The organism is Streptomyces europaeiscabiei (assembly GCF_001550375.1).
Lineage (GTDB): Bacteria > Actinomycetota > Actinomycetes > Streptomycetales > Streptomycetaceae > Streptomyces > Streptomyces europaeiscabiei.
In genome coordinates, this window is the sequence record NZ_LRTR01000209.1 from 1 (window position 1) to 21544 (window position 21544).

The window sequence follows — 21544 nt, forward strand, 5'->3', positions numbered from 1 at the left end:
CCCCCCCAACTGCGGGCAATCGTGCCGCTGGGGCGGCACGGGTGGGCGCAGCGGCACCTCGTAACCGCCGAGCCGCGAAAACCCACCCCCCGCCCAGCCACAGCGGAGGGCACCCACCACCCCCGCCCAGCCACAGCCACGCGCACCCAGCTGCACCAGGCCCCCCACACAAGGCAGACTCGTCCCCATGCGCTCAGCCCACCGCGTAGAAACCGTCCGCACAGCCGAACGCACCCTCATGGCACGACTCCCCGACGGCGCCCTGATGCAACGCGCGGCCGCGGGCCTGGCCGCGGCCTGCGCCGACGCCCTCCCCCGCCGCGTCTACGGCAGCCGCGTGGTCCTCCTCACCGGCAGCGGGGACAACGGCGGCGACACCCTCTACGCCGGCGCCCGCCTGGCGAAGCGCGGCGCGGGAGTCACCGCCGTCCTCCTGACCCCGGACCGCACCCACCCCGCCGCTCTCAAGTCCCTCCTCCGAGCGGGCGGCACCACGGCCACCCCCGCCGCCGCCGCCGCCCTCATCCACCACGCCGACCTCGTCCTGGACGGCATCGTCGGCATCGGCGGCAAGGGCGGACTCCGCCCCGAAGCCGCCCTCCTCGCCGCCCTCGTGTCCGCCTCCCCCGCCACGGTCATCGCCGTGGACCTCCCGAGCGGCGTCGAACCGGACACCGGCGAGGTGCACGGCGCAGCCGTCCGCGCCGACCTCACCGTCACCTTCGGCACCCACAAACCGGGCCTCCTCATCGACCCGGCCCGCGCGTACGCCGGCTCGGTCCGCCTGATCGACATCGGCCTGGCGAGTACCCTCCCGGCCACCCCCGCCCTGGAGTCCCTCCAGCACGCCGACGTGGCCGCCCTGCTCCCCCACCCGTCCCGGGAGAGCGACAAGTACCGCCGAGGAGTCGTGGGCATCGCGGCGGGCTCGACCCGCTACCCGGGCGCGGCGGTCCTCGCGGTCGCGGGCGCCCTGCGCGGCGGAGCGGGCGCGGTCCGCTATGTCGGCGCGGCCACCGACGCGGTCCTCGCCCGCTTCCCGGAGACCCTGGTCTCGGACACGGGCCCGAAGAAGGCGGGAAGGGTCCAGGCCTGGGTCGCCGGTCCCGGAGCGGGCGACGACCCGGCCCCCGTCGCCGAGGCCCTCTCCACCGACGTCCCCGTCCTCCTCGACGCCGACGGCCTGCGCCTCGCCGACCGCGAGACGGTGCGCACCCGCACGGCCCCGACCCTGCTGACCCCGCACGCGGGCGAGGCCGCCGCCCTCCTCGGCGTCTCCCGGGAGGAGGTCGAGGCCTCCCGTCTCACCGCCGTCCGCGACCTGGCCCGCGCCTTCGACGCGACGGTCCTTCTCAAGGGCTCGACCACACTGATCGCCGCCCCGGACCCCGACACCCCGGTCCGCGTCAACGCCACCGGCACCCCCTGGCTGGCCACCGCCGGCAGCGGCGACGTCCTCTCGGGTCTGGCGGGCTCGCTCCTGGCGGCCGGCCTCTCCCCCCTGGACGCGGCGAGCGTGGCGGCGTACGTGCACGGTCTGGCGGGCCGCTACGCCGCCGACGGCGCCCCGGCGGGCGCCCACGACGTGGCGGAGGCGATCCCGGCGGCCTGGCGGGACATCACGGCCTGACGCTCACCCCGCCCTCGCCCCTCAACGCCCCTCCTCGATACGGTCGATCGCCTCCCGCACCATCCCGAGGTACTCGACCTCCTCGCACCGGGGCTTGCTCCCCATCCGGTACAGGTCCATCGCGTCGGAGAGGCACTCGCCCAGGTCCTCATCCGGCAGATCCATCGAGAGCTCGCTGCACACCCGCCCGGCGAGCTCCGCCTCACCGCGCGTAGACCCCCTCCGGACAGCGCCCCGTAACCGTGAACGCACGTCGAAAGTCATCCAGATCCCCCAATTCCCCCTGGCCGACCGGGAGGCGGCTCCCTCCCGACCGCCCGGACGCTAGTCCTCCCCCCACCCCAGGTCCACACCTTCGTCACAATTCACCCACAGTGAAGGGCATATCCCCTAATGTGCCCCCGGCGTGACGGACCCCACCCGCCGCCCCGTTCAAACTCCGTTAACAATGGACTGTGATCTCACCGGTCTCCTCGTTGCCGCGGAGCGCCCACCGGCCCAGGCCGGAGGCGACTCCCTACGTCGACCTCACCCGTGCCGAGTGGAGCGCGCTGCGCGAAAAAACGCCGCTCCCGCTGAACGCCGAGGAGGTCGAGAAGCTGCGCGGCCTGGGCGATGTCATCGACCTCGACGAGGTACGGGACATCTATCTGCCGCTGTCCCGGCTCCTCAACCTGTACATCGGTGCCACCGACGGCCTGCGCGGCGCCCTGAACACGTTCCTGGGCGAGCAGGGCTCCCAGTCCGGCACCCCGTTCGTCATAGGCGTCGCCGGCTCCGTGGCCGTCGGCAAGTCGACCGTCGCCCGTCTCCTCCAGGCCCTCCTCGCCCGCTGGCCCGAACACCCGCGCGTGGAGCTGGTCACCACCGACGGCTTCCTTCTGCCCATGAAGGACCTCCAGGAACGCGGCCTGGTCTCCCGCAAGGGCTTCCCCGAGTCGTACGACCGCCGGGCCCTGACCCGTTTCGTCGCCGACATCAAGGCCGGCAAGGACGAGGTGACGGCCCCCGTCTACTCCCACCTCATCTACGACATCGTTCCCGATCAGCGGCTCACGGTCCGCCGTCCCGACATCCTCATCGTCGAGGGCCTCAACGTCCTCCAGCCCGCCCTTCCCGGCAGCGACGGCCGCACGCGCGTCGGTCTCGCCGACTACTTCGACTTCAGCGTGTACGTCGACGCCGGCGCCGACGACATCGAGCGCTGGTACCTCAACCGCTTCAAGAAGCTCCGCCAGACCGCCTTCCAGAAGCCCGACTCGTACTTCCGCAAGTACACCCAGGTCTCCGAGGACGACGCCGTCGACTACGCCCGCACCCTCTGGCGCACCATCAACAAGCCCAACCTGGTCGAGAACATCGCCCCCACCCGGGGCCGCGCCACCCTCATCATCCGCAAGGGCCCCGACCACAAGGTGCGCCGCCTCAGCCTGCGCAAACTGTGAAGCCGTGGGCAGCGCGCTGCCCACGGCCGTCACCACGGCCTGTTAGAAAGGGCGCATGCTGCATCTGCGCCTGATCACCCCGTCCGACAGGACCGACGAGGTGGTGCGCCTGATCGAGAACACGGTCGGGACCGCCCACCTCGTCGTCGTACCGGGCGCCGCCCGCAACCCCGCCGGAGACGTCGTGATGTGCGACGCGGCCCGTGAGGCGGGCGACGAACTGATCGGCGCGCTCAGGGCGTTGGACCTCGACAGGACCGGCTCCATCGCCGTGGAGAACATCGACCTGTCGCTCTCCGAGCGCGCCGACAGGGCGGAGAACGACGCGCCGGGCGAGGGCGCGGACGCGGTCCTGTGGGAGCACCTGACGGACGCCACCCACGAGGAGTCGACGCTCTCCCTCACCTACATCGCCTTCATCACCCTCGCCACGATGATCGCGGCCTGTGGTGTGGTCCTCGACAACGCCGTCCTGATCGTCGGCGCGATGGCGGTCGGCCCCGAGTTCGGCCCCCTGGCGGGGATCAGCACGTCCATCGTGCAACGCCACCCGCGCCTCGCCCTGCGCTCCCTGATCGCGCTGCTCGTGGGCTTCGCGGTGGCCATGGCCGTGACCGTCGGCTTCAGCCTCTTCATGGACGCGCTCGACCTGTTCAGCAGGGAGCAACTGGACGCCGAGCGCCCCAACACGGCCTTCGTCTACGCCCCCGACGCCTTCTCCTTCGTCGTGGCCGTCCTCGCCGGCATCGCCGGCACCCTCTCCCTCACCTCGGCGAAGTCGGGCGCCCTGGTCGGCGTGGCCATCTCGGTCACCACGGTCCCGGCGGCAGCCAACGCGGCGGTCGCCCTGAGCTACGGCGACACGGCCCAGACGATCGGCTCGACGAACCAACTCCTGCTGAACCTCGCAGGCATCGTCCTGGCAGGCACCCTCACCCTGTTCTTCCAGAAGTGGCTGTGGTCCAAGCCCCGCCAGCAGCGCCCCTGAGGAGCAGGGGGCGCAGCCCCTGCTCCTCAGGGGCCCGGGGAACTGCGCGACAAGCCACGACGAACCCGTGGCCCGCAACGCACGGTTCCCCCACCCCGAACCCGGAACAGACCGCTAACCGAGCGCGGACTTCACAGCGTCGGCCAGCCGCCCCGCGACCGACCGCGCCTGCTCGATGTCCGCGGCCTCCACCATCACCCGCACCAACGGCTCGGTCCCCGACGGCCGCAACAACACCCGCCCCGTGGAACCGAGTTCCGCCTCCGCCTCGCCCACAGCCGTCGCGAGCTCCGCGGACGTCCCGACCCGCGACCGGTCCACATCCGGCACGTTGATGAGCACCTGCGGCAATCGCTCCATCACCCCGGCCAGCTCCTTGAGCGTACGACCGGTCCGCGCGACCCGAGCCGCGAGCAGCAGCCCCGTCAACGTGCCGTCACCCGTCGTCGCGTGGTCGGAGATGATCACATGCCCGGACTGCTCGCCCCCGAGGGCGTACCCGTGCCGCTTCATCTCCTCCAGCACATACCGGTCCCCGACCCCGGTCTGCACCAGCTTGAGTCCCTCCCGCTCCAACGCCAGCTTGAAGCCGAGGTTGGACATCACGGTGGCGACCACGGTGTCCGACCGGAGCACCCCGCGCTCGCGCATGTCCAGCGCGAGCACCGCGAGGATCTGGTCCCCGTCGATCTCGTTGCCCTCGTGGTCCACGGCCAGGCACCGGTCGGCGTCCCCGTCGTGCGCAATCCCGAGGTGCGCCCCGTGCTCGACGACGGCGGCCCGCAGCTTCCCGAGGTGCGTCGACCCGCACCCGTCGTTGATGTTGAGCCCGTCCGGCTCGGCCCCGATGGTGACGATCTCGGCGCCGGCGCGCGTGAACGCCTCCGGCGAGACCCCGGCGGCGGCGCCGTGCGCCTCGTCGAGGACGACCTTCAGCCCTTCGAGGCGGTTGGGGAGGACGGAGAGCAGATGCTCGACGTACCGCGCCGCGCCCTCGTCGTACGACCGGACGCGCCCGACACCCGCACCGGTGGGCCGGTCCCAGGGCGCCCCGGTGCGGTGCTGCTCGTACACGCCCTCGATCCGGTCCTCCAGATCGTCGGCGAGCTTGTGCCCGCCGCGGGCGAAGAACTTGACGCCGTTGTCGGGCATGGCGTTGTGGCTGGCGGAGAGCATCACGCCGAGGTCGGCGCCCAGCTCGCCGGTGAGGAACGCCACCGCGGGGGTGGGCAGCACGCCGACGCACAGCACGTCGACGCCCGCACTGGCGAGGCCGGCCACGACGGCCGCCTCCAGGAACTCTCCGGACGCTCGCGGATCCCGCCCGACCACCGCCACCGGCTTGTGGCCCTCGAACGTTCCCGCCTCGGCGAGTACGTGTGCCGCCGCGACGGAGAGTCCGAGCGCGAGCTCGGCCGTCAGATCCGCGTTGGCGACACCGCGCACGCCGTCCGTGCCGAAGAGTCGTCCCACTGTGGTGTCCTCCGAATTGCTGAGAATGTGCGGCTCGTACCTGATGGTCCCCTACCGGGCGGTCCCGCACCGGCTGTCCCCGAGTGTCCCGGCATTTCCCGGACCAAGTACATCCCCTGAGACTGTCCTCCCCCTTTCGGGGTTGTACCGACAGTCTGTGTATAAGCCTGCGATGAACGATCGCCCCTGCTACGCAAACCGCCCCGGCGGCACGGGTACGTGCCACCGGGGCGATACGCGCGATACGGCGCGAGCGCGATTTAGCGCTTGCTGTACTGCGGAGCCTTGCGGGCCTTCTTCAGACCGGCCTTCTTGCGCTCGACCGCACGGTCGTCGCGACGGAGGAAGCCGGCCTTCTTGAGGGCGCCACGGTTGTTGTCGACGTCGGCCTCGTTCAGCGCGCGGGCGACACCGAGACGGAGCGCACCGGCCTGACCGGAGACACCGCCACCGGCGATGCGGGCGATGACGTCGTAGCGGCCTTCGAGCTCAAGAACCTTGAACGGCTCGTTGACCTCCTGCTGGTGCACCTTGTTCGGGAAGTAGTCCTCGAGCGTACGCCCGTTGATCTTCCACTTGCCGGAGCCCGGGACGATCCGGACGCGGGCGATGGCGTTCTTGCGACGGCCCAGGCCGGCGGCCGGCTGCGGGTCGCCGAAGCGGCCGGCGAGGGACTCCGAGGTGTACTCACCCTCGACGGGGACCTCGGACTCGGTGGTGTAGCTCTCAATGTCGACGAGCTCGGTCTCAGTCTCTTCGACCGGCTGCTCAACGGTGGTCTCGGCCACGATTCTCCTCAGATTCTTTTCTGTCTTAGGGGGTTGTGGCCGGAACTACTGCGCGACCTGGGTGATCTCGAACGGCACCGGCTGCTGCGCAGCGTGCGGGTGCTGGTCGCCCGAGTAGACCTTCAGCTTCGAGATCATCTGACGGCCCAGGGTGTTCTTGGGGATCATGCCCTTGATGGCCTTCTCGACGGCCTTCTCGGGGTTCTTCGCCAGCAGCTCGTCGTAGCGGACGGAGCGCAGACCACCCGGGTAGCCGGAGTGGCGATACGCCAGCTTCTGGGTCTTCTTGTTGCCGGACAGGTGAACCTTGTCGGCGTTGATGATGATGACGAAGTCGCCCATGTCCATGTGCGGGGCATAGGTCGGCTTGTGCTTGCCACGGAGGAGGTTCGCGGCAGTGGTAGCCAGACGGCCCAGGACGATGTCCTGAGCGTCAATGACGTGCCACTGGCGAGTCACATCGCCGGGCTTGGGGCTGTACGTACGCACTTCGCAGCCTTCTTCTTCAGTGGATGGGTGCTGAGACATGGCATCACTGAAGCGATCGTGCAGCTGGGGACGACAATGCCGGGGACGCTGCCCGTATGCCGCCCACTGGTAACTGCTCCAGGGAACCTACGCAAGGGCCTCTCGCGTGAGAACGACCAAGCCCATACGCATAACAAACTGCAAGGCTACCCGCGCCGCCCCGGACAGGTCAAAACGGGTCCGGGCCGGGGGCCGCCGCACCCTTGATCCACTTCGCCCACGGGTTCGCTACGATCCGGCCTCGCGCGCCGCGACGCACGTGATCAGACATGCAACGCGACATGAAGTTCAAGAACGGGCACAAGCTCGAGATCAACGACTTCTCGTACACGAAGCTGGACGACCACAACACGCGCAAACTGGTCGCCGGCTGGAAGGACGAGGCGTAACCCGTACCTGGCATAACCCATAACTGAAGAAGGCCTCCCCTCGCCCGTCTAAACTGCGGCCCATGAGCTTTGGGCAGGGGGGGTCTCAGTGGAGCCCCGGAGGTTCCCACGACCCGTGGGACAATCAGCGGAATTCCACCAGTAACCAGACCCCGGACTGGGCGTCACTCGCCGAGCAGTCCGAAACACGCAACAGACGCCGCAGACTCCTGATGATCGTCGGCGGCGCTCTCGCCACGGTCGGCATAGGCGTCGCCGTGGCCGTCGCCGTCGTCAACGCGGACAGCGGCACCACCACGGCGAACGGCCCGAACGACCGGTCGGCCACCGCGGACATCCCGAGCGCCAGCGCCAAGACGGACCCGTCGTTCGCGCCGACCTCGGCCCCGCCACCGCTGAACCCGAAGGACTTCATCTCCAGCTCGGGCAAGGACAAGGCGCCGATCAGCCCGGACATCCTCTTCCCGGGCTCCCAGCTGACCAAGCGCGACAACGTCGTCTACCGCAAGGGCGCCACAGCCTCGACGACAGACTGCGCCTCGGCCGTCCAGGGCGCCCTCGGCAAGCTGCTGACCAGCAACGACTGCACCCGCTTCATGCGCGTGACCTACTACCGGGACAAGATCGCGGTCACGGTCGGCGTCGCCCTGTTCGACACCGAGGCCAAGGCGACCAAGGTCAAGAAGGACTGGGACAAGCAGAGCACCCTCGTCTCCCTCTCCGGCGACGGCGTCCCCACCTTCTGCCGTACGACGTTCTGCCGTACGACCGCCAACTCCTACGGCCGCTACGCCCACTTCACCCTGGCCGGCTTCACCGACGGCAAGGACGTCACGGAGAAGGACACCGCCGTCTTCACGGCCGGCGACGACCTCAGTGAGTCCACGTACGAACAGATCCGCCGCCGGGGTGAGACCCAGGCCGCCGCCGCTGCCAACGGGCAGTGACCACCCGTACCCCTGCCGCCGCCCGAGGTCAGCAGCAGCCGGCCCCGGGCACCCCGGGCAGGGTCCGCCGGTTGCGCGCCTCCTTGTTCCGCGCGGCCAGCAGCTCGTCGGCCGGGTAGCCGACCTCCTCCAGGGTCAGCCCGTGCGGCCGTACGACATGCACGGCGGAGTCCCGCACACCGGCGGCCAGCACCTTCCCGGGCCACTCGGCCCCCCGGTGCCCGTCCCCCACGAACAGCAGCGCCCCGATCAGCGACCGCACCATGTTGTGGCAGAAGGCGTCGGCCCGCACGGTCGCGGTGATCACCCCGTCGTCCCCCCGCACCAGGCTGAGCTGCTGCAGCGTACGGATCGTGGTCGCGCCCTCCCGCCGCTTGCAGTAGGCCGCGAAGTCGTGCTCCCCCAGCAGCCGCGACGCGGCGTCGTTCATGGCGTCCACGTCCAGCGGCCAGTCGTGCCACAGCACGTGGCTGCGCAGCAACGGATCGACACCGCCGGGGTTGTCGGTCACCCGATAGGCGTATCGCCGCCAGACGGCCGAGAACCGGGCGTTGAAGCCGCTGGGAGCCTCCCGCAGGGCCCAGACCCGTACGTCCCTGGACAGCCGCCCTGCGAGCCGTTTGAGCAGCTTCCCGTGGTGCTCGTCCCAGACCTCCCGCGGCAGGTCGACATGCGCCACCTGGCCCCGCGCATGCACCCCCGCGTCGGTCCGCCCCGCCACGGTCAGCTCGTACGTCTCGCTCGACCGCGTAACGGTCCGCAGGGCGTCCTCGATCTCCCCCTGCACCGTCCGCCGTCCCCCGGCCTGCTTGGCCCACCCGGAGAACTCACTCCCGTCGTACGACAGGTCCAGCCGGACACGGACATGGCCAGGCGCCGCTTCATCACTCACACGAAGATCCTCTCAGGTACAGAAAAGCGGGCCCGTTCCTCGAAAGGAACGGGCCCGCTCACCCACGCCCCGTCTTTCAGGGGCGCGGGGAACTGCGCGAACAACCACAGCGAACCCGCGGCCGCCGACGCACAGCCCCCGCAGAACGCTTACGCGTCCTTCGACTCCTCGGCAGCCTCGTCCGCGGCCTCGTCGGCCTTGGTCGTGTCCACCTTGGCCTCAGCGGCGGGCGCCTCGGCGTCCTTGGCGGCACGCTTGGTGGCGGCCTCGGCCTCACCGGTGGCCTGCTGCGCGACCGTCAGCGCCTCGACCAGCTCGATGACAGCCATGGGCGCGTTGTCGCCACGGCGGTTACCGATCTTGGTGATACGGGTGTAGCCACCCGGACGGTTCTCGTACCGCGGGCCGATCTCGGTGAAGAGCGTGTGCACGATGCTCTTGTCCGTGATGACCTGGAGCACCTGGCGGCGGTTGTGAAGGTCGCCCTTCTTCGCCTTGGTGACCAGACGCTCGGCGTACGGCCGCAGACGGCGGGCCTTCGCCTCGGTGGTGGTGATGCGGCCGTGCTCGAAGAGCGCCTTCGCGAGGTTCGCGAGGAGCAGCTTCTCGTGCGCGGCGCCGCCGCCCAGACGGGCACCCTTGGTGGGCTTCGGCATGGTGATTCTCCTAGGTGTCTGCCCCGGCCGTATCAGGTACCGAGGTCAGTATCCGAGCGGGCGGATGCCCGTCGAAGATCCGGGAGCAGTCCCGAAGGGACGCTCCCGGAAGGGGCGCGGGGAACTGCGCGACAAGCCACAGCGCACCCGCACCCGAGTACGGACCAGATGGCCCGAGCTCTTAGTACTGCTCGGTCTCCACGAACCCGGCGTCCGCGTCGTCGTCCGCGCCGAACGCGTCGGCGGCGGCGGTCGGGTCGAACCCGGGAGGCGAGTCCTTGAGCGCCAGACCCATACCCGCCAGCTTCGCCTTGACCTCGTCGATCGACTTCGCACCGAAGTTACGGATGTCGAGCAGGTCCGCCTCGGAACGAGCCACGAGCTCACCCACGGAGTGGATGCCCTCGCGCTTGAGGCAGTTGTACGACCGAACGGTGAGCTCCAGCTCCTCGATCGGCAGGGCGAGATCGGCGGCGAGGGCGGCGTCCGTCGGGGACGGACCCATGTCGATGCCCTCGGCGTCGATGTTCAGCTCACGGGCGAGACCGAACAGCTCGACCAGCGTCTTACCGGCGGAGGCCATGGCGTCACGCGGACGCATCGCCTGCTTGGTCTCGACGTCGACGATCAGCTTGTCGAAGTCGGTGCGCTGCTCGACACGAGTCGCCTCGACCTTGTACGTGACCTTGAGAACCGGCGAGTAGATGGAGTCGACCGGGATACGGCCGATCTCCTGGCCCACCTGCTTGTTCTGCACGGCGGAGACGTAACCGCGGCCGCGCTCGACCGTCAGCTCCATCTCCAGCTTGCCCTTGCCGTTGAGCGTGGCGAGGACGAGGTCGGGGTTGTGCACCTCGACACCGGCCGGGGGCGCGATGTCGGCGGCGGTGACCAGACCCGGGCCCTGCTTGCGCAGGTACATCACGACCGGCTCGTCGTGCTCCGAGGAGACGACCAGCTGCTTGATGTTGAGGATCAGGTCGGTGACGTCCTCCTTGACGCCCGGCACGGTGGTGAACTCGTGCAGGACACCGTCGATACGGATGGACGTGACCGCCGCACCCGGGATCGACGACAGGAGCGTACGGCGGAGGCTGTTGCCGAGGGTGTAGCCGAAGCCCGGCTCCAGCGGCTCGATCACGAACCGGGAGCGGAACTCGTCGACGACCTCTTCGGTCAACGAGGGACGCTGAGCGATCAGCATGAAGTGAATCCTTCAGTCATGGGCACCCACTATTTGATGCCCTTGAGAACTACAAGGGTACGGGCGATATGGCAATGAAGAGCCATACCGCCCGAAAACCTCAGACCAAGCAGCCGTGCATCGGCCCCGAAGGGTCAGACGCGGCGACGCTTGGGCGGACGGCAGCCGTTGTGCGGGGTGGGCGTGACGTCCTGGATGGAGCCGACCTCGAGACCGGTCGCCTGCAGCGAACGGATGGCCGTCTCACGACCCGAACCCGGGCCCTTGACGAACACGTCGACCTTGCGCATGCCGTGCTCCTGCGCGCGACGGGCGGCCGACTCGGCGGCCATCTGCGCGGCGAACGGCGTGGACTTCCGGGAGCCCTTGAAGCCGACGTGGCCGGCGGAGGCCCAGGAGATCACGTTGCCCGAGGGGTCCGTGATCGAGACGATCGTGTTGTTGAACGTGCTCTTGATGTGCGCGTGACCGTGAGCGACGTTCTTCTTTTCCTTGCGGCGCACCTTCTTGGCAGCGCCCTGACGACCCTTGGGGGGCATCTACAAACTCCTACGGGGAGGTGGTCGGTCCTACAGCGAAGACCGCTGATGAAGCGTTGTCCGCTGAGGACTACTTCTTGCCCGGCTTCTTCTTACCGGCGATGGCGCGACGCGGGCCCTTGCGGGTGCGGGCGTTCGTGCTGGTGCGCTGACCGCGGACGGGCAGACCACGACGGTGACGGAGGCCCTGGTAGCAACCGATCTCCACCTTGCGGCGGATGTCGGCCTGCACCTCGCGACGGAGGTCACCCTCGGTCTTGATGTTGCTGTCCACGTACTCGCGGATCGCGACGAGCTGCTCCTCGGAGAGGTCGCGGACGCGGGTGTCGGGGTTGACGCCGGTCGCTGCCAGCGTCTCCTGGGAGAGGGTCCGGCCGATGCCGAACACGTAGGTGAGGGCGACCTCCACGCGCTTGTCGCGCGGGATGTCAACACCGGAAACGCGTGCCATTCAATGGCTCCTGGTGATTGTCGGAGGTCTTCCGCAGAACCAGATCCCGGCCGCCGGCCTCTTACGTGTCGAAGAGTAGGTACGACCCGGGTCCCCGGCCTCCGAGCCGGGGGTGTCAGACGCTGAGCACGCCTGGGTCCTGCGTATGAACAAATTCAGCTCGCGTCGCGCGAATCCCTGCGATGTCGATGCAGAGGGAGAGGTCGAACGTGCGTCAGCCCTGGCGCTGCTTGTGGCGCGGGTTCTCGCAGATGACCATGACCCGACCGTGACGGCGGATCACCCTGCACTTGTCGCAGATCTTCTTGACGCTCGGCTTGACCTTCATGGGGTGAGGTTCTCCGGGTCAGTGCCACCACCCGCGTCCCGGAGAGCCGGGGCACGGAGAGCGGCGGCAAGATCTACTTGTAGCGGTAGACGATCCGGCCACGGGTCAGGTCGTACGGAGACAACTCCACCACGACCCGGTCGTCAGGGAGGATACGGATGTAGTGCATACGCATCTTGCCGCTGATGTGTGCCAGGACCTGGTGGCCGTTCTGGAGCTCGACCTTGAACATGGCGTTCGGAAGAGACTCGACGACAGTGCCCTCGATCTCGATGGCACCTTGCTTCTTGGCCACGCTTCGCCCTTCGAATCGACTACCTTGATCGACTCCGCGTAACCGAATGAAGACATACGGAAACACGAGAGCCGACGAGTCAGTCTACGTCAGGGCCTCCAGAAACACGAATTCGGGTAAGGATGCCCAAGGGCGAAGATCCTTATGCCGCCCGGCCCCGAAGCGGCGCAGCCGCTGTCAGGGGCTCAGCCGTTGTCAGCGGCGCGGGGCTGTGTCGATCCGCGGCTCCGCCGCATGGGCGAGACCAGCCCCCACCGGACCCGCACCCGCACCCGCACCCGCACCCGCACCCGCACCCGGCAACGAGAACTCAGCCCACCGGATCAGGCGCCGCAGTGATCCCGAACTCCGCGAGCTTCGCCCGGCCCCCGTCCGGCGAGGTCAGCACCAGCGGCCCCGCCTCCGTCAACGCCACCGAGTGCTCCCAGTGCGAGGACCACGTCCCGTCGGTGCTCACCACGGTCCAGTCGTCCGCGAGAACCTCGGTCTTCGGCGTACCCAGGGCCACCATCGGTTCGATCGCGAGGCAGAACCCGGGGACGAGCTTCGGCCCCTTGCCCCGCCGCCGCTCGACGTAGTTCAGCAGATGCGGGTCCATGTGCATCTCGGTCCCGATGCCATGGCCGCCGTAGTCCTCGACGATCCCGTACTTGCCCCCGCCCGGCTTCGGCTGCCGGCGGATGTACGTCTCGATGGCCCGGGAGACGTCCACGAGCCGGTTCCCCAGCTTCATCGCGGCGATCCCGGCCCACATGGACTCCTCGGTCACCCGCGACAGCTCGATCAGCTCCGGGGCGTGACCGGATCCCACGAACGCGGTGTAGGCCGCGTCACCGTGCCAGCCGTCGACGATCGCGCCGCAGTCGATGGAGATGATGTCGCCGTCCTTCAGCACGACCTCGTCGCTCGGGATGCCGTGCACCACGACCTCGTTCACCGACGTGCAGATCGTCGCCGGGAAGCCGCCGTAGCCGAGGAAGTTCGACTTGGCCCCGTGCTCCGCGAGCACCTTGCGGGCCACGTCGTCGAGATCCTTCGTGGAGGCGCCCGGCACCGCGGCCTCCCGGGTGGCCGCGTGAATGGCGGCGACGACCAGTCCCGCCTCGCGCATCTTGGCGATCTGCTCGGGGCTCTTGATCTGCACCATCAGGCTCTCGCCTCTCCACTTCCGGTAAGCACGTCTGGGGTCAAGTGTGCCGCAACCATCGATGGGGCAGGCACAACGGCGAATCGCCACCTCCGCGAGAGCGGCGGTTCACCGCAAAAAGCAGCCGCGGCGCCCCTCACGGGCACCGCGGCCTACGTACTGGCTGACGACCTTACTTGTCGTCGTCCTCGCGCTTGAGCGCCTCCATGGCGCGCTGGGTGACTTCCTCCACCGGGCCGAGGGCCGTGATCGTCACCACGAGGCCCTGGGCCTTGTAGTAGTCGATGATCGGCTCGGTCTGGGTGTGGTAGACCTCCAGACGCTTGCGGACGGTCTCCTCGGAGTCGTCGTCCCGCTGGTACAGCTCGCCGCCGCAGACGTCGCAGACGCCCTCCTGCTTCGGCTTCTTGTACGTGACGTGGAAGACGTGGGCGGAGTCGTTCCGGCAGATGCGCCGGCCGGCGATCCGCTTGACGACCTCTTCCTCGGGGACCTCCAGGTCCAGCACCGCGTCCAGGTTCATGGACTCGTCCTGGAGCGTCACGTCGAGCGCCTCGGCCTGCGAGACGTTGCGCGGGAAGCCGTCGAGCAGGAAGCCGTTCTCGGCGTCCGGCTGCTCCATGCGGTCCTTGGCCATCGCGATGGTGACCTCGTCCGGCACCAGCTCGCCCTTGTCCATGTAGGACTTCGCGAGTTTGCCGAGCTCCGTCTGCTTGCTGATGTTGGCCCGGAACAGGTCGCCCGTGGAGATGTGCGGGATCGACAGGTTCTGGGCGAGGAACGCGGCCTGCGTTCCCTTACCGGCACCCGGCGGCCCGACGAGGACGATTCGCATCAGCGGAGGAACCCTTCGTAATTGCGCTGCTGGAGCTGGCTCTCGATCTGCTTCACCGTCTCCAGACCCACACCCACGATGATCAGGATGCTGGTACCGCCGAACGGGAAGTTCTGGTTCGCTCCGAAGCCGGCCAACGCCATTGTCGGCACGAGAGCGATCAGAGCCAGGTACAGCGAACCCGGCCAGGTGATCCGGTTGAGTACGTAACTCAGGTACTCAGCGGTCGGTCGGCCAGCCCGGATGCCCGGGATGAAGCCACCATACTTCTTCATGTTGTCCGCGACTTCCTCGGGGTTGAACGAGATGGCCACGTAGAAGAACGCGAAGAAGATGATCAGGAAGAAGTAGAGGGTGATGTGCGCCGGAGCGTCCGGCTGCGCGAGATTCTTCTCGATCCAGGTCTTCCAGCCGGAATTTCCACCGGCGAACTGCGCGACCAGCGCCGGGATGTAGAGCAGCGACGAGGCAAAGATCACAGGGATGATGCCCGCCTGGTTGACCTTCAGCGGAATGTACGTCGAGGTGCCGCCGTAGGACCGACGGCCGATCATGCGCTTGGCGTACTGGACCGGGATACGGCGCTGAGCCTGCTCGACGAAGACCACGAGCGCGACCATGACGAAGCCGACCGCGATCACGACGCCGAACTCGATCCAGCCACCCGCCAGGTCGCCCTGCTCCTTGATCGCCCAGAGCGCGGACGGGAACGTGGCGGCGATCGAGATGAACATCAGGATCGACATGCCGTTGCCGATGCCACGGTCGGTGATCAGCTCACCGAGCCACATGACGACGGCCGTACCGGCGGTCATGGTGATGACCATGACCATGGTGGTGTAGATCGACTGGTCAGGGACGATCTGGGTGCCCCGCGGGCACGTGCTGAACAGCGAGCCGCTGCGGGCGGTGGCGACGAGGCCGGTGCCCTGGAGGATGGCGAGGGCGACCGTCAGATAACGCGTGTACTGCGTGATCTTCGCCGTGCCGGCCTGCCCCTCCTTCTTCAGGGCTTCCAGACGCGGGATCACCACGGTCAGCAGCTGCAGAATGATGCTCGCCGTGATGTACGGCATGATGCCGAGCGCGAAGATCGTGATCTGCAGCAGCGCGCCACCACTGAACATGTTGACCAGACCGAAGAGACCCGAGTTGCTCTTGGTCTGATCGATGCAGAACTGGACGGCGGAGTAGTCGACACCGGGGATCGGCACATGCGTGCCGATCCGATAGATCACGATGATGCCGAGCGTGAAGAGCAGCTTCTTGCGCAGGTCGGGCGTCTTGAACGCCCGGGCGAACGCGGTGAGCACGGTGCCTCCTGCGACCCCCGCGCTACTGCGTCAAGGGTGACGGTTTTGAGATTCTGATGAGGACGACTTACGTAACGTTTAACTGCCGCGTCGAGTGCCCATGTATGAGCGCCCTGTGAAAACGGGCAGCGCAGGTCACCTTACCGGCGAGACTGCTTCCCTAGGAACGACCAACCGGGGATACCCCATTTGTGGGGTATCCCCGGTCGGGATCGCTCAAGTCATCGAGACACCTGATGTGTTCAGACGAGCTCGGTGACGGTACCGCCGGCGGCGGTGATCTTCTCCTTGGCGGAGCCGGAGACGGCGTCGACCGTCACCTGCAGCGCCACGGAGATCTCGCCCTGGCCGAGGACCTTGACGAGGCTGTTCTTGCGGACGGCACCCTTGTCGACCAGGTCGGCAACGGTGACCTCCCCACCCTCGGGGTAGAGGGCGGCGAGCTTGTCCAGGTTCACGACCTGGAACTCCGTCTTGAACGGGTTCTTGAAGCCCTTCAGCTTCGGAAGACGCATGTGGAGGGGCATCTGGCCACCCTCGAAGCGCTCCGGAACCTGGTAACGGGCCTTCGTACCCTTGGTACCACGTCCAGCCGTCTTACCCTTCGACGCCTCACCACGACCCACACGGGTCTTGGCGGTCTTGGCGCCCGGGGCAGGACGGAGGTTGTGGATCTTGAGCGGGTTGTTCTCCGCCATGATCAGTCGACCTCCTCAACCGACACGAGGTGGCGGACGGTGTGAACCATTCCGCGGAACTCGGGGCGGTCCTCCTTGACGACCACGGTGTTGATCCCCTTGAGACCAAGGGACCGCAGGGTGTCACGGTGGTTCTGCTTGCTGCCGATGTACGACTTCGTCTGCGTGACCTTGAGGCGAGCCATTACGCACCCGCTCCCGCACGTGCACGGAGCAGAGCCGCGGGAGCGACGTCCTCGAGGGGCAGACCACGGCGGGCCGCGATCTCCTCGGGACGCTGCAGACCCTTCAGGGCCTCCACGGTCGCGTGCACGATGTTGATCGCGTTGGACGAACCGAGCGACTTCGACAGGATGTCGTGCACACCGGCGCACTCGAGCACGGCACGCACCGGGCCACCGGCGATAACGCCGGTACCGGGGGAAGCAGGCTTGAGCAGGACGACGCCCGCGGCCTTCTCGCCCGTGATCGGGTGCGGGATGGTGCCCTGGATACGGGGGACCTTGAAGAAGTGCTTCTTGGCCTCTTCAACACCCTTGGCGATCGCGGCCGGCACCTCCTTGGCCTTGCCGTAACCGACACCGACGGTGCCGTCACCATCGCCCACTACGACGAGCGCAGTGAAGCTGAAGCGACGACCACCCTTCACAACCTTGGCGACGCGGTTGATCGCGACAACGCGCTCAACGTACGCGGTCTTCTCGGCGGCAGCTGCGCCGCCGTCACGGCCCTTCCGGTCCCGCCGCTCGCCGCCACCGGCACCGCCACCGCGGCGCTGGGGTCCAGCCATTGGATTTACCTCTCTCTTTCCGCTAGCTACGCAGCGAGCTCAGAACTTGAGCCCGGCCTCGCGGGCGGCGTCGGCCAGGGCCGCGATGCGACCCGCGTACCGGTTACCACCACGGTCGAACACGACGGCCTCGACACCGGCGGCCTTGGCACGCTCGGCGACCAGGGCGCCGACCTTGCCGGCCTGCGCCGACTTGTCCTCCGACGCACCACGGATCGACGAGTCCAGGGTGGACGCCGACGCAAGGGTGTGACCCTTGAGGTCGTCGATCACCTGGGCCACGATGTGGCGGTTCGAGCGGGTCACGACCAGGCGGGGACGCTCAGCCGTACCGTTGACCTTCTTACGGATCCGGATCTGGCGCCGCTTGATGGCAGCACGCTTGTAAGCATCGCCCTTAGCGATCTTCGTACCGTATGCCATGGCTTACTTACCCGCCTTTCCGACCTTGCGGCGGATGACTTCGCCCTCGTACTTGACGCCCTTGGCCTTGTACGGGTCAGGCTTGCGCAGCTTGCGGATGTTGGCCGCAACCTCGCCGACCTTCTGCTTGTCGATGCCCTCGACCGAGAACCGCGTCGGGTTCTCGACCTTGAAGCTGATGCCCTCGGGCGCCTCGACGGTGATCGGGTGGCTGTAGCCGAGCGCGAACTCGAGGTTCGAACCCTTGGCCTGCACTCGGTAACCGACACCGCTGATTTCGAGCTTCTTCACGTAACCCTGGGTCACGCCGGTGATCATGTTCGCCACCAGCGTGCGGGACAGGCCGTGCAGGGCCTTGTTCTGACGCTCGTCGTTGGGGCGGGTGACGTTGAGAACGCCATCCTCACCCTTGGCGATGTCGATCGGCGAAGCGACGGTGTGGGTCAGCGTGCCCTTGGGGCCCTTGACCAAGACCGTACGGCCGTCGATGGTGACGTCCACGCCGGCGGGAACCGTGATGGGGAGCTTGCCAATACGCGACATAGCTGTTTCCTCCGTTCCCTTCCGCTACCAGACGTAGGCGAGGACTTCTCCGCCTACGCCCTTCTTGCCGGCCTGCTGTCCAGTGAGGAGACCGTGCGACGTGGAGATGATCGCCACGCCGAGGCCACCCAGCACCTTGGGCAGGGAGGTGGACTTCGCGTAAACCCGGAGACCGGGCTTGGAGATCCGCTTGATGCCCGCGATGGAGCGCTCACGGTTCGGGCCGAACTTCAGCTCGAGGACGAGGTTCTTGCCGACCTCGGCGTCCTCGACCTTCCAGCCCGTGATGAAGCCCTCCTGCTGGAGGATCTCCGCGATGTGAGACTTGATCTTCGATGCCGGCATCGACACGGAGTCGTGGTATGCCGAGTTCGCGTTCCGCAGACGCGTAAGCATGTCTGCGATCGGATCAGTCATGGTCATGAATTGGCCTTCGGCCTCTCTCGCCGGGGTTTCCTGTATGCGCCATCCCTCTCCCCACTCGGTGGCGGGACGGGTGCGGTGCGGGGACCTACGGCGTAGTAAGTCGTACGGGCGGCAATCAGGCGCCCAACCCTCCAAGCCTAAGCCATGGACGGGTGGGCGCCTGACACGCCCAGTGCTTACCGAGAGCTTCTGGAATCCCTGAAAGCAGGGACTACCAGGAGCTCTTGGTCACGCCCGGCAGCTCGCCACGGTGAGCCATCTCACGAAGGCACACGCGGCACAGGCCGAACTTGCGGTACACGGAGTGGGGACGGCCGCAGCGCTGGCAGCGCGTGTAGCCACGCACACCGAACTTGGGCTTGCGAGCAGCCTTCGCGATAAGAGCCTTCTTCGCCATCTCGCTCACGCCTCCTTGAAGGGGAAGCCGAGGTGACGGAGGAGCGCGCGGCCCTCAGCGTCGTTGGTCGCCGTGGTCACCACGGTGATGTCCATACCCCGGGTGCGGTCGATCTTGTCCTGGTCGATCTCGTGGAACATGACCTGCTCGGTGAGACCGAAGGTGTAGTTGCCACGGCCGTCGAACTGCTTGGGGGACAGACCACGGAAGTCGCGGATGCGCGGGAGCGCGAGCGACAGGGTGCGGTCCAGGAACTCCCACATGCGGTCGCCACGGAGCGTGACGTGGGCACCGATCGGCTGGCCCTCACGCAGCTTGAACTGCGCGATGGACTTGCGGGCCTTGGTGACGGCCGGCTTCTGACCGGTGATCGTGGTGAGGTCGCGGATGGCGCCCTCGATCAGCTTGGAGTCGCGGGCGGCGTCGCCCACACCCATGTTGACCACGATCTTGACGAGACCGGGGGTCTGCATGACGTTCTCGTACGAGAACTCTTCCTGCAGCTTGCCCGCGATCTCCTCGCGGTACTTCGTCTTGAGACGCGGAGTCGTGGTGGTAGCCATCAGATGTCCTCACCCGTCCGCTTGGCAACGCGAACCTTGTTGCCCTCGTCGTCGAAGCGGTAGCCGACACGCGTGACGACCTTCTTGCCGTCCTTCTCCACGACCAGCTGGACGTTGGAGACGTGGATCGGCGCCTCGACAGTGACGATGCCACCGGCCTGCGAACCCTTGGCGGTCGGGCCGGCCTTGGTGTGCTTCTTGACCCGGTTGACACCCTCGACCAGGACGCGGTCCTCGCGGGGGAAGGCCGTGATGACCTTGCCCTGCTTGCCCTTGTCCTTACCGGTGATGACCTGGACCAGGTCGCCCTTCTTGATCTTCATGCTTACAGCACCTCCGGCGCGAGCGAGATGATCTTCATGAACTTCTTCTCGCGCAGCTCCCGGCCGACCGGGCCGAAGATACGGGTGCCACGAGGGTCGCCGTCGTTCTTCAGAATGACAGCGGCGTTCTCGTCGAAGCGGATGTACGAGCCGTCCGGACGGCGGCGCTCCTTGACGGTGCGAACGATGACCGCCTTGATGACGTCACCCTTCTTCACGTTGCCGCCGGGGATCGCGTCCTTGACGGTGGCGACGATGACGTCACCGATGCCCGCGTAGCGGCGACCGGAGCCACCGAGCACACGGATGCAAAGGATTTCCTTCGCACCAGTGTTGTCGGCGACACGCAGTCGCGACTCCTGCTGGATCACGTCTATCTCCTGATTGTCTGCCGGTTCCCCGGGGGCCGTTCAGGAACGGCCCCCGGAGCCTGGCGGAACTGTCCTGCGGGTTTGCCCGCAGGAAATTACTTGGCCTTCTCGAGGATCTCGACGACACGCCAGTGCTTCGTGGCGGACAGCGGCCGGGTCTCCATGAGGAGGACACGGTCGCCGACGCCGGCGGCGTTCTGCTCGTCGTGCGCCTTGAGCTTGCTCGTGCTACGGATGACCTTGCCGTACAGGGCGTGCTTCTTGCGGTCCTCGACGGCGACGACGACGGTCTTGTCCATCTTGTCGGCGACGACGATGCCCTCACGAGTCTTGCGGAAGCCGCGCGTCTCGTCGTTCGTCTCAGTCACGTTGTTCTCGCTCATCAGGCGTTCTCCACCGTTTCGATGCCCAGCTCACGCTCGCGCATCAGGGTGTAGATCCGCGCGATGTCCTTGCGGACCGCCTTCAGACGGCCATGGTTCTCAAGCTGTCCGGTCGCCGCCTGGAAGCGGAGATTGAACAGCTCTTCCTTGGCTTCGCGAAGCTTCGCAAGAAGCTCCTCGTCACCCAGCTCGCGCAGCTCGGACGCCTTGGTACCGGCCGACATCACGCTTCACCTGCCTCGCGCTTGACGATCCGGCACTTCATCGGCAGCTTGTGGGCTGCGCGAGTGAGGGCCTCACGGGCGATCTTCTCGTTGGGGTAGGACAGCTCGAACATGACCCGGCCCGGGTGCACGTTCGCGATCCACCACTCCGGCGAACCCTTACCGGAACCCATGCGGGTCTCGGCAGGCTTCTTCGTGAGCGGGCGGTCCGGGTAGATGTTGATCCAGACCTTGCCGCCACGCTTGATGTGGCGGGTCATGGCAATACGGGCCGCCTCGATCTGGCGGTTGGTCACGTACGCCGGCGTGAGGGCCTGAATGCCGTACTCGCCGAACGCGACCGTCGTACCACCCTTGGCCTGGCCGCGGCGCTTCGGGTGGTGCTGCTTGCGGTGCTTGACCCTACGGGGGATCAGCATGTCCCTCAGGCCTCCGTTCCGGTGCTCTCAGCCGGAGCGGCGGCGGCGGGAGCCTCGGCCTTGGGGGCCTCGGCGCCGGCAGCCTGCTGCGGCTTACGACCGCGACCGCCACGCTCGCCACCACGGCCACCACGGG

General features: G+C 67.6%; 31 protein-coding genes. 4 read left to right on the top strand and 27 right to left on the bottom strand.

Annotation, left to right across the window (positions count from 1 at the left end; all coding sequences use genetic code 11):
• Positions 1-187: 187 nt before the first annotated feature.
• Positions 188-1630 carry an NAD(P)H-hydrate dehydratase gene (locus AWZ10_RS10120; RefSeq protein WP_208618476.1) on the top strand — a complete coding sequence of 481 codons (1443 nt, stop codon included), beginning with the start codon at positions 188-190 and terminating at the stop codon, positions 1628-1630.
• A 21-nt stretch (positions 1631-1651) separates the two neighbouring features.
• Here the strand turns inward: AWZ10_RS10120 and AWZ10_RS52890 are convergent, their stop codons facing one another.
• On the bottom strand, positions 1652-1795 hold the full coding sequence (locus tag AWZ10_RS52890) for a hypothetical protein (protein WP_208618478.1): 144 nt from the start codon (positions 1793-1795) through the stop codon (positions 1652-1654).
• 290 nt (positions 1796-2085) lie between these two features.
• Between AWZ10_RS52890 and coaA the strand changes: the two genes are divergently transcribed.
• The gene (gene coaA, locus AWZ10_RS10130) at positions 2086-3075 is read left to right on the top strand and encodes a type I pantothenate kinase (RefSeq protein ID WP_037694172.1); all 990 of its coding nucleotides are present in this window, start codon (positions 2086-2088) and stop codon (positions 3073-3075) included.
• Positions 3076-3130: 55 nt separating this feature from the next.
• Positions 3131-4063 carry a DUF389 domain-containing protein gene (locus tag AWZ10_RS10135; RefSeq protein ID WP_060890910.1) on the top strand — a complete coding sequence of 311 codons (933 nt, stop codon included), beginning with the start codon at positions 3131-3133 and terminating at the stop codon, positions 4061-4063.
• A 114-nt stretch (positions 4064-4177) separates the two neighbouring features.
• On the opposite strand, the gene glmM is transcribed toward AWZ10_RS10135, so the two are convergent.
• The 3 genes from glmM to rplM form a co-directional block, all read right to left on the bottom strand.
• Complete coding sequence (glmM, locus tag AWZ10_RS10140) at positions 4178-5536, bottom strand: phosphoglucosamine mutase (RefSeq protein WP_046709125.1); 1359 nt, start codon at positions 5534-5536, stop codon at positions 4178-4180.
• A 260-nt stretch (positions 5537-5796) separates the two neighbouring features.
• Positions 5797-6324 (bottom strand): 30S ribosomal protein S9, encoded by a 528-nt coding sequence (gene rpsI, locus AWZ10_RS10145; protein WP_037694163.1) that lies wholly within the window; start codon positions 6322-6324, stop codon positions 5797-5799.
• A 45-nt stretch (positions 6325-6369) separates the two neighbouring features.
• The gene (gene rplM, locus AWZ10_RS10150) at positions 6370-6813 is read right to left on the bottom strand and encodes a 50S ribosomal protein L13 (protein ID WP_013001400.1); all 444 of its coding nucleotides are present in this window, start codon (positions 6811-6813) and stop codon (positions 6370-6372) included.
• A 490-nt stretch (positions 6814-7303) separates the two neighbouring features.
• On the opposite strand from rplM, the gene AWZ10_RS10155 reads away from it, so the two are divergent.
• Positions 7304-8188, top strand: coding sequence for a hypothetical protein (locus AWZ10_RS10155; protein WP_208618477.1), 885 nt, complete (start codon positions 7304-7306; stop codon positions 8186-8188).
• A 28-nt stretch (positions 8189-8216) separates the two neighbouring features.
• Here the strand turns inward: AWZ10_RS10155 and truA are convergent, their stop codons facing one another.
• The 23 genes from truA to rplP form a co-directional block, all read right to left on the bottom strand.
• Complete coding sequence (gene truA, locus AWZ10_RS10160; protein WP_046709127.1) at positions 8217-9080, bottom strand: tRNA pseudouridine(38-40) synthase TruA; 864 nt, start codon at positions 9078-9080, stop codon at positions 8217-8219.
• A gap of 149 nt (positions 9081-9229) precedes the next feature.
• Positions 9230-9736 (bottom strand): 50S ribosomal protein L17, encoded by a 507-nt coding sequence (gene rplQ / locus AWZ10_RS10165; protein ID WP_037694157.1) that lies wholly within the window; start codon positions 9734-9736, stop codon positions 9230-9232.
• 181 nt (positions 9737-9917) lie between these two features.
• Positions 9918-10940, bottom strand: coding sequence for a DNA-directed RNA polymerase subunit alpha (locus AWZ10_RS10170; RefSeq protein ID WP_003966937.1), 1023 nt, complete (start codon positions 10938-10940; stop codon positions 9918-9920).
• Between the two features lie 134 nt (positions 10941-11074).
• Positions 11075-11479, bottom strand: a complete 405-nt coding sequence (rpsK, locus tag AWZ10_RS10175) for a 30S ribosomal protein S11 (protein WP_003956432.1) — start codon at positions 11477-11479, stop codon at positions 11075-11077.
• Between the two features lie 70 nt (positions 11480-11549).
• Positions 11550-11930, bottom strand: a complete 381-nt coding sequence (gene rpsM / locus AWZ10_RS10180; RefSeq protein WP_060890912.1) for a 30S ribosomal protein S13 — start codon at positions 11928-11930, stop codon at positions 11550-11552.
• A 214-nt stretch (positions 11931-12144) separates the two neighbouring features.
• The gene (gene rpmJ, locus AWZ10_RS10185) at positions 12145-12258 is read right to left on the bottom strand and encodes a 50S ribosomal protein L36 (RefSeq protein WP_003998809.1); all 114 of its coding nucleotides are present in this window, start codon (positions 12256-12258) and stop codon (positions 12145-12147) included.
• Positions 12259-12331: 73 nt separating this feature from the next.
• Complete coding sequence (gene infA, locus AWZ10_RS10190) at positions 12332-12553, bottom strand: translation initiation factor IF-1 (RefSeq protein ID WP_003948620.1); 222 nt, start codon at positions 12551-12553, stop codon at positions 12332-12334.
• Positions 12554-12863: 310 nt separating this feature from the next.
• The gene (map, locus tag AWZ10_RS10195) at positions 12864-13700 is read right to left on the bottom strand and encodes a type I methionyl aminopeptidase (protein ID WP_060890913.1); all 837 of its coding nucleotides are present in this window, start codon (positions 13698-13700) and stop codon (positions 12864-12866) included.
• 172 nt (positions 13701-13872) lie between these two features.
• Positions 13873-14535, bottom strand: a complete 663-nt coding sequence (locus AWZ10_RS10200) for an adenylate kinase (RefSeq protein WP_060890914.1) — start codon at positions 14533-14535, stop codon at positions 13873-13875.
• Positions 14535-15848, bottom strand: a complete 1314-nt coding sequence (gene secY / locus AWZ10_RS10205) for a preprotein translocase subunit SecY (RefSeq protein ID WP_046704420.1) — start codon at positions 15846-15848, stop codon at positions 14535-14537. Before secY ends, AWZ10_RS10200 begins: the two co-directional genes overlap by 1 nt.
• A 242-nt stretch (positions 15849-16090) precedes the next feature.
• Positions 16091-16546, bottom strand: coding sequence for a 50S ribosomal protein L15 (gene rplO / locus AWZ10_RS10210; protein WP_005481206.1), 456 nt, complete (start codon positions 16544-16546; stop codon positions 16091-16093).
• A 2-nt stretch (positions 16547-16548) separates the two neighbouring features.
• Positions 16549-16731, bottom strand: a complete 183-nt coding sequence (rpmD, locus tag AWZ10_RS10215) for a 50S ribosomal protein L30 (RefSeq protein WP_046704421.1) — start codon at positions 16729-16731, stop codon at positions 16549-16551.
• Positions 16731-17336: a 30S ribosomal protein S5 gene (gene rpsE, locus AWZ10_RS10220; protein WP_046704422.1), complete on the bottom strand. Its 606-nt coding sequence runs from the start codon at positions 17334-17336 to the stop codon at positions 16731-16733. Before rpsE ends, rpmD begins: the two co-directional genes overlap by 1 nt.
• Positions 17337-17375: 39 nt before the next feature.
• Complete coding sequence (gene rplR, locus AWZ10_RS10225) at positions 17376-17759, bottom strand: 50S ribosomal protein L18 (RefSeq protein WP_037694138.1); 384 nt, start codon at positions 17757-17759, stop codon at positions 17376-17378.
• 3 nt (positions 17760-17762) lie between these two features.
• Positions 17763-18302, bottom strand: coding sequence for a 50S ribosomal protein L6 (gene rplF, locus AWZ10_RS10230; protein WP_046704423.1), 540 nt, complete (start codon positions 18300-18302; stop codon positions 17763-17765).
• A 24-nt stretch (positions 18303-18326) separates the two neighbouring features.
• Positions 18327-18725, bottom strand: coding sequence for a 30S ribosomal protein S8 (gene rpsH / locus AWZ10_RS10235; RefSeq protein WP_046704424.1), 399 nt, complete (start codon positions 18723-18725; stop codon positions 18327-18329).
• Between the two features lie 214 nt (positions 18726-18939).
• A complete protein-coding gene (locus tag AWZ10_RS10240; protein WP_003948630.1) occupies positions 18940-19125 on the bottom strand; it encodes a type Z 30S ribosomal protein S14 in 186 nt (61 codons plus the stop codon).
• A gap of 5 nt (positions 19126-19130) precedes the next feature.
• Positions 19131-19688 (bottom strand): 50S ribosomal protein L5, encoded by a 558-nt coding sequence (gene rplE / locus AWZ10_RS10245; RefSeq protein WP_005481216.1) that lies wholly within the window; start codon positions 19686-19688, stop codon positions 19131-19133.
• Entirely contained in the window at positions 19688-20011 is a 324-nt protein-coding gene (gene rplX, locus AWZ10_RS10250; RefSeq protein ID WP_037694132.1) for a 50S ribosomal protein L24, read from the bottom strand. Before rplX ends, rplE begins: the two co-directional genes overlap by 1 nt.
• A gap of 2 nt (positions 20012-20013) precedes the next feature.
• Entirely contained in the window at positions 20014-20382 is a 369-nt protein-coding gene (gene rplN, locus AWZ10_RS10255; protein WP_003992364.1) for a 50S ribosomal protein L14, read from the bottom strand.
• A 95-nt stretch (positions 20383-20477) separates the two neighbouring features.
• Complete coding sequence (gene rpsQ, locus AWZ10_RS10260; RefSeq protein ID WP_046704425.1) at positions 20478-20765, bottom strand: 30S ribosomal protein S17; 288 nt, start codon at positions 20763-20765, stop codon at positions 20478-20480.
• Positions 20765-20989, bottom strand: a complete 225-nt coding sequence (gene rpmC, locus AWZ10_RS10265; protein WP_030831683.1) for a 50S ribosomal protein L29 — start codon at positions 20987-20989, stop codon at positions 20765-20767. Before rpmC ends, rpsQ begins: the two co-directional genes overlap by 1 nt.
• Positions 20989-21408 (bottom strand): 50S ribosomal protein L16, encoded by a 420-nt coding sequence (gene rplP, locus AWZ10_RS10270; protein WP_004927269.1) that lies wholly within the window; start codon positions 21406-21408, stop codon positions 20989-20991. The genes rpmC and rplP overlap by 1 nt, the downstream gene beginning before the upstream one ends.
• Between the last annotated feature and the right edge of the window lie 136 nt (positions 21409-21544).

Coding starts and splice junctions, on each gene's coding strand:
- AWZ10_RS10120 (WP_208618476.1), top strand. CDS start 188: ATGCGCTCAGCCCACCGCGTAGAAACCGTCCGCACAGCCGAACGCACC.
- rplQ (WP_037694157.1), bottom strand. CDS start 9,736: ATGCCGAAGCCCACCAAGGGTGCCCGTCTGGGCGGCGGCGCCGCGCAC.
- AWZ10_RS10135 (WP_060890910.1), top strand. CDS start 3,131: ATGCTGCATCTGCGCCTGATCACCCCGTCCGACAGGACCGACGAGGTG.
- rpsK (WP_003956432.1), bottom strand. CDS start 11,479: ATGCCCCCCAAGGGTCGTCAGGGCGCTGCCAAGAAGGTGCGCCGCAAG.
- map (WP_060890913.1), bottom strand. CDS start 13,700: ATGGTGCAGATCAAGAGCCCCGAGCAGATCGCCAAGATGCGCGAGGCG.
- rplX (WP_037694132.1), bottom strand. CDS start 20,011: ATGAAGATCAAGAAGGGCGACCTGGTCCAGGTCATCACCGGTAAGGAC.
- AWZ10_RS10240 (WP_003948630.1), bottom strand. CDS start 19,125: ATGGCGAAGAAGGCTCTTATCGCGAAGGCTGCTCGCAAGCCCAAGTTC.
- rpmJ (WP_003998809.1), bottom strand. CDS start 12,258: ATGAAGGTCAAGCCGAGCGTCAAGAAGATCTGCGACAAGTGCAGGGTG.
- rpmD (WP_046704421.1), bottom strand. CDS start 16,731: ATGGCTCGCCTCAAGGTCACGCAGACGAAGTCGTACATCGGCAGCAAG.
- AWZ10_RS10155 (WP_208618477.1), top strand. CDS start 7,304: ATGAGCTTTGGGCAGGGGGGGTCTCAGTGGAGCCCCGGAGGTTCCCAC.
- rplF (WP_046704423.1), bottom strand. CDS start 18,302: ATGTCGCGTATTGGCAAGCTCCCCATCACGGTTCCCGCCGGCGTGGAC.
- rplP (WP_004927269.1), bottom strand. CDS start 21,408: ATGCTGATCCCCCGTAGGGTCAAGCACCGCAAGCAGCACCACCCGAAG.
- AWZ10_RS10170 (WP_003966937.1), bottom strand. CDS start 10,940: ATGCTGATCGCTCAGCGTCCCTCGTTGACCGAAGAGGTCGTCGACGAG.
- rplR (WP_037694138.1), bottom strand. CDS start 17,759: ATGGCATACGGTACGAAGATCGCTAAGGGCGATGCTTACAAGCGTGCT.
- AWZ10_RS10200 (WP_060890914.1), bottom strand. CDS start 14,535: ATGCGAATCGTCCTCGTCGGGCCGCCGGGTGCCGGTAAGGGAACGCAG.
- rpsQ (WP_046704425.1), bottom strand. CDS start 20,765: ATGAGCGAGAACAACGTGACTGAGACGAACGACGAGACGCGCGGCTTC.
- rpsH (WP_046704424.1), bottom strand. CDS start 18,725: ATGACCATGACTGATCCGATCGCAGACATGCTTACGCGTCTGCGGAAC.
- rplE (WP_005481216.1), bottom strand. CDS start 19,688: ATGGCTACCACCACGACTCCGCGTCTCAAGACGAAGTACCGCGAGGAG.
- rpsE (WP_046704422.1), bottom strand. CDS start 17,336: ATGGCTGGACCCCAGCGCCGCGGTGGCGGTGCCGGTGGCGGCGAGCGG.
- rplO (WP_005481206.1), bottom strand. CDS start 16,546: ATGGCGGAGAACAACCCGCTCAAGATCCACAACCTCCGTCCTGCCCCG.
- AWZ10_RS52890 (WP_208618478.1), bottom strand. CDS start 1,795: ATGGATCTGCCGGATGAGGACCTGGGCGAGTGCCTCTCCGACGCGATG.
- rpsM (WP_060890912.1), bottom strand. CDS start 11,930: ATGGCACGCGTTTCCGGTGTTGACATCCCGCGCGACAAGCGCGTGGAG.
- rpmC (WP_030831683.1), bottom strand. CDS start 20,989: ATGTCGGCCGGTACCAAGGCGTCCGAGCTGCGCGAGCTGGGTGACGAG.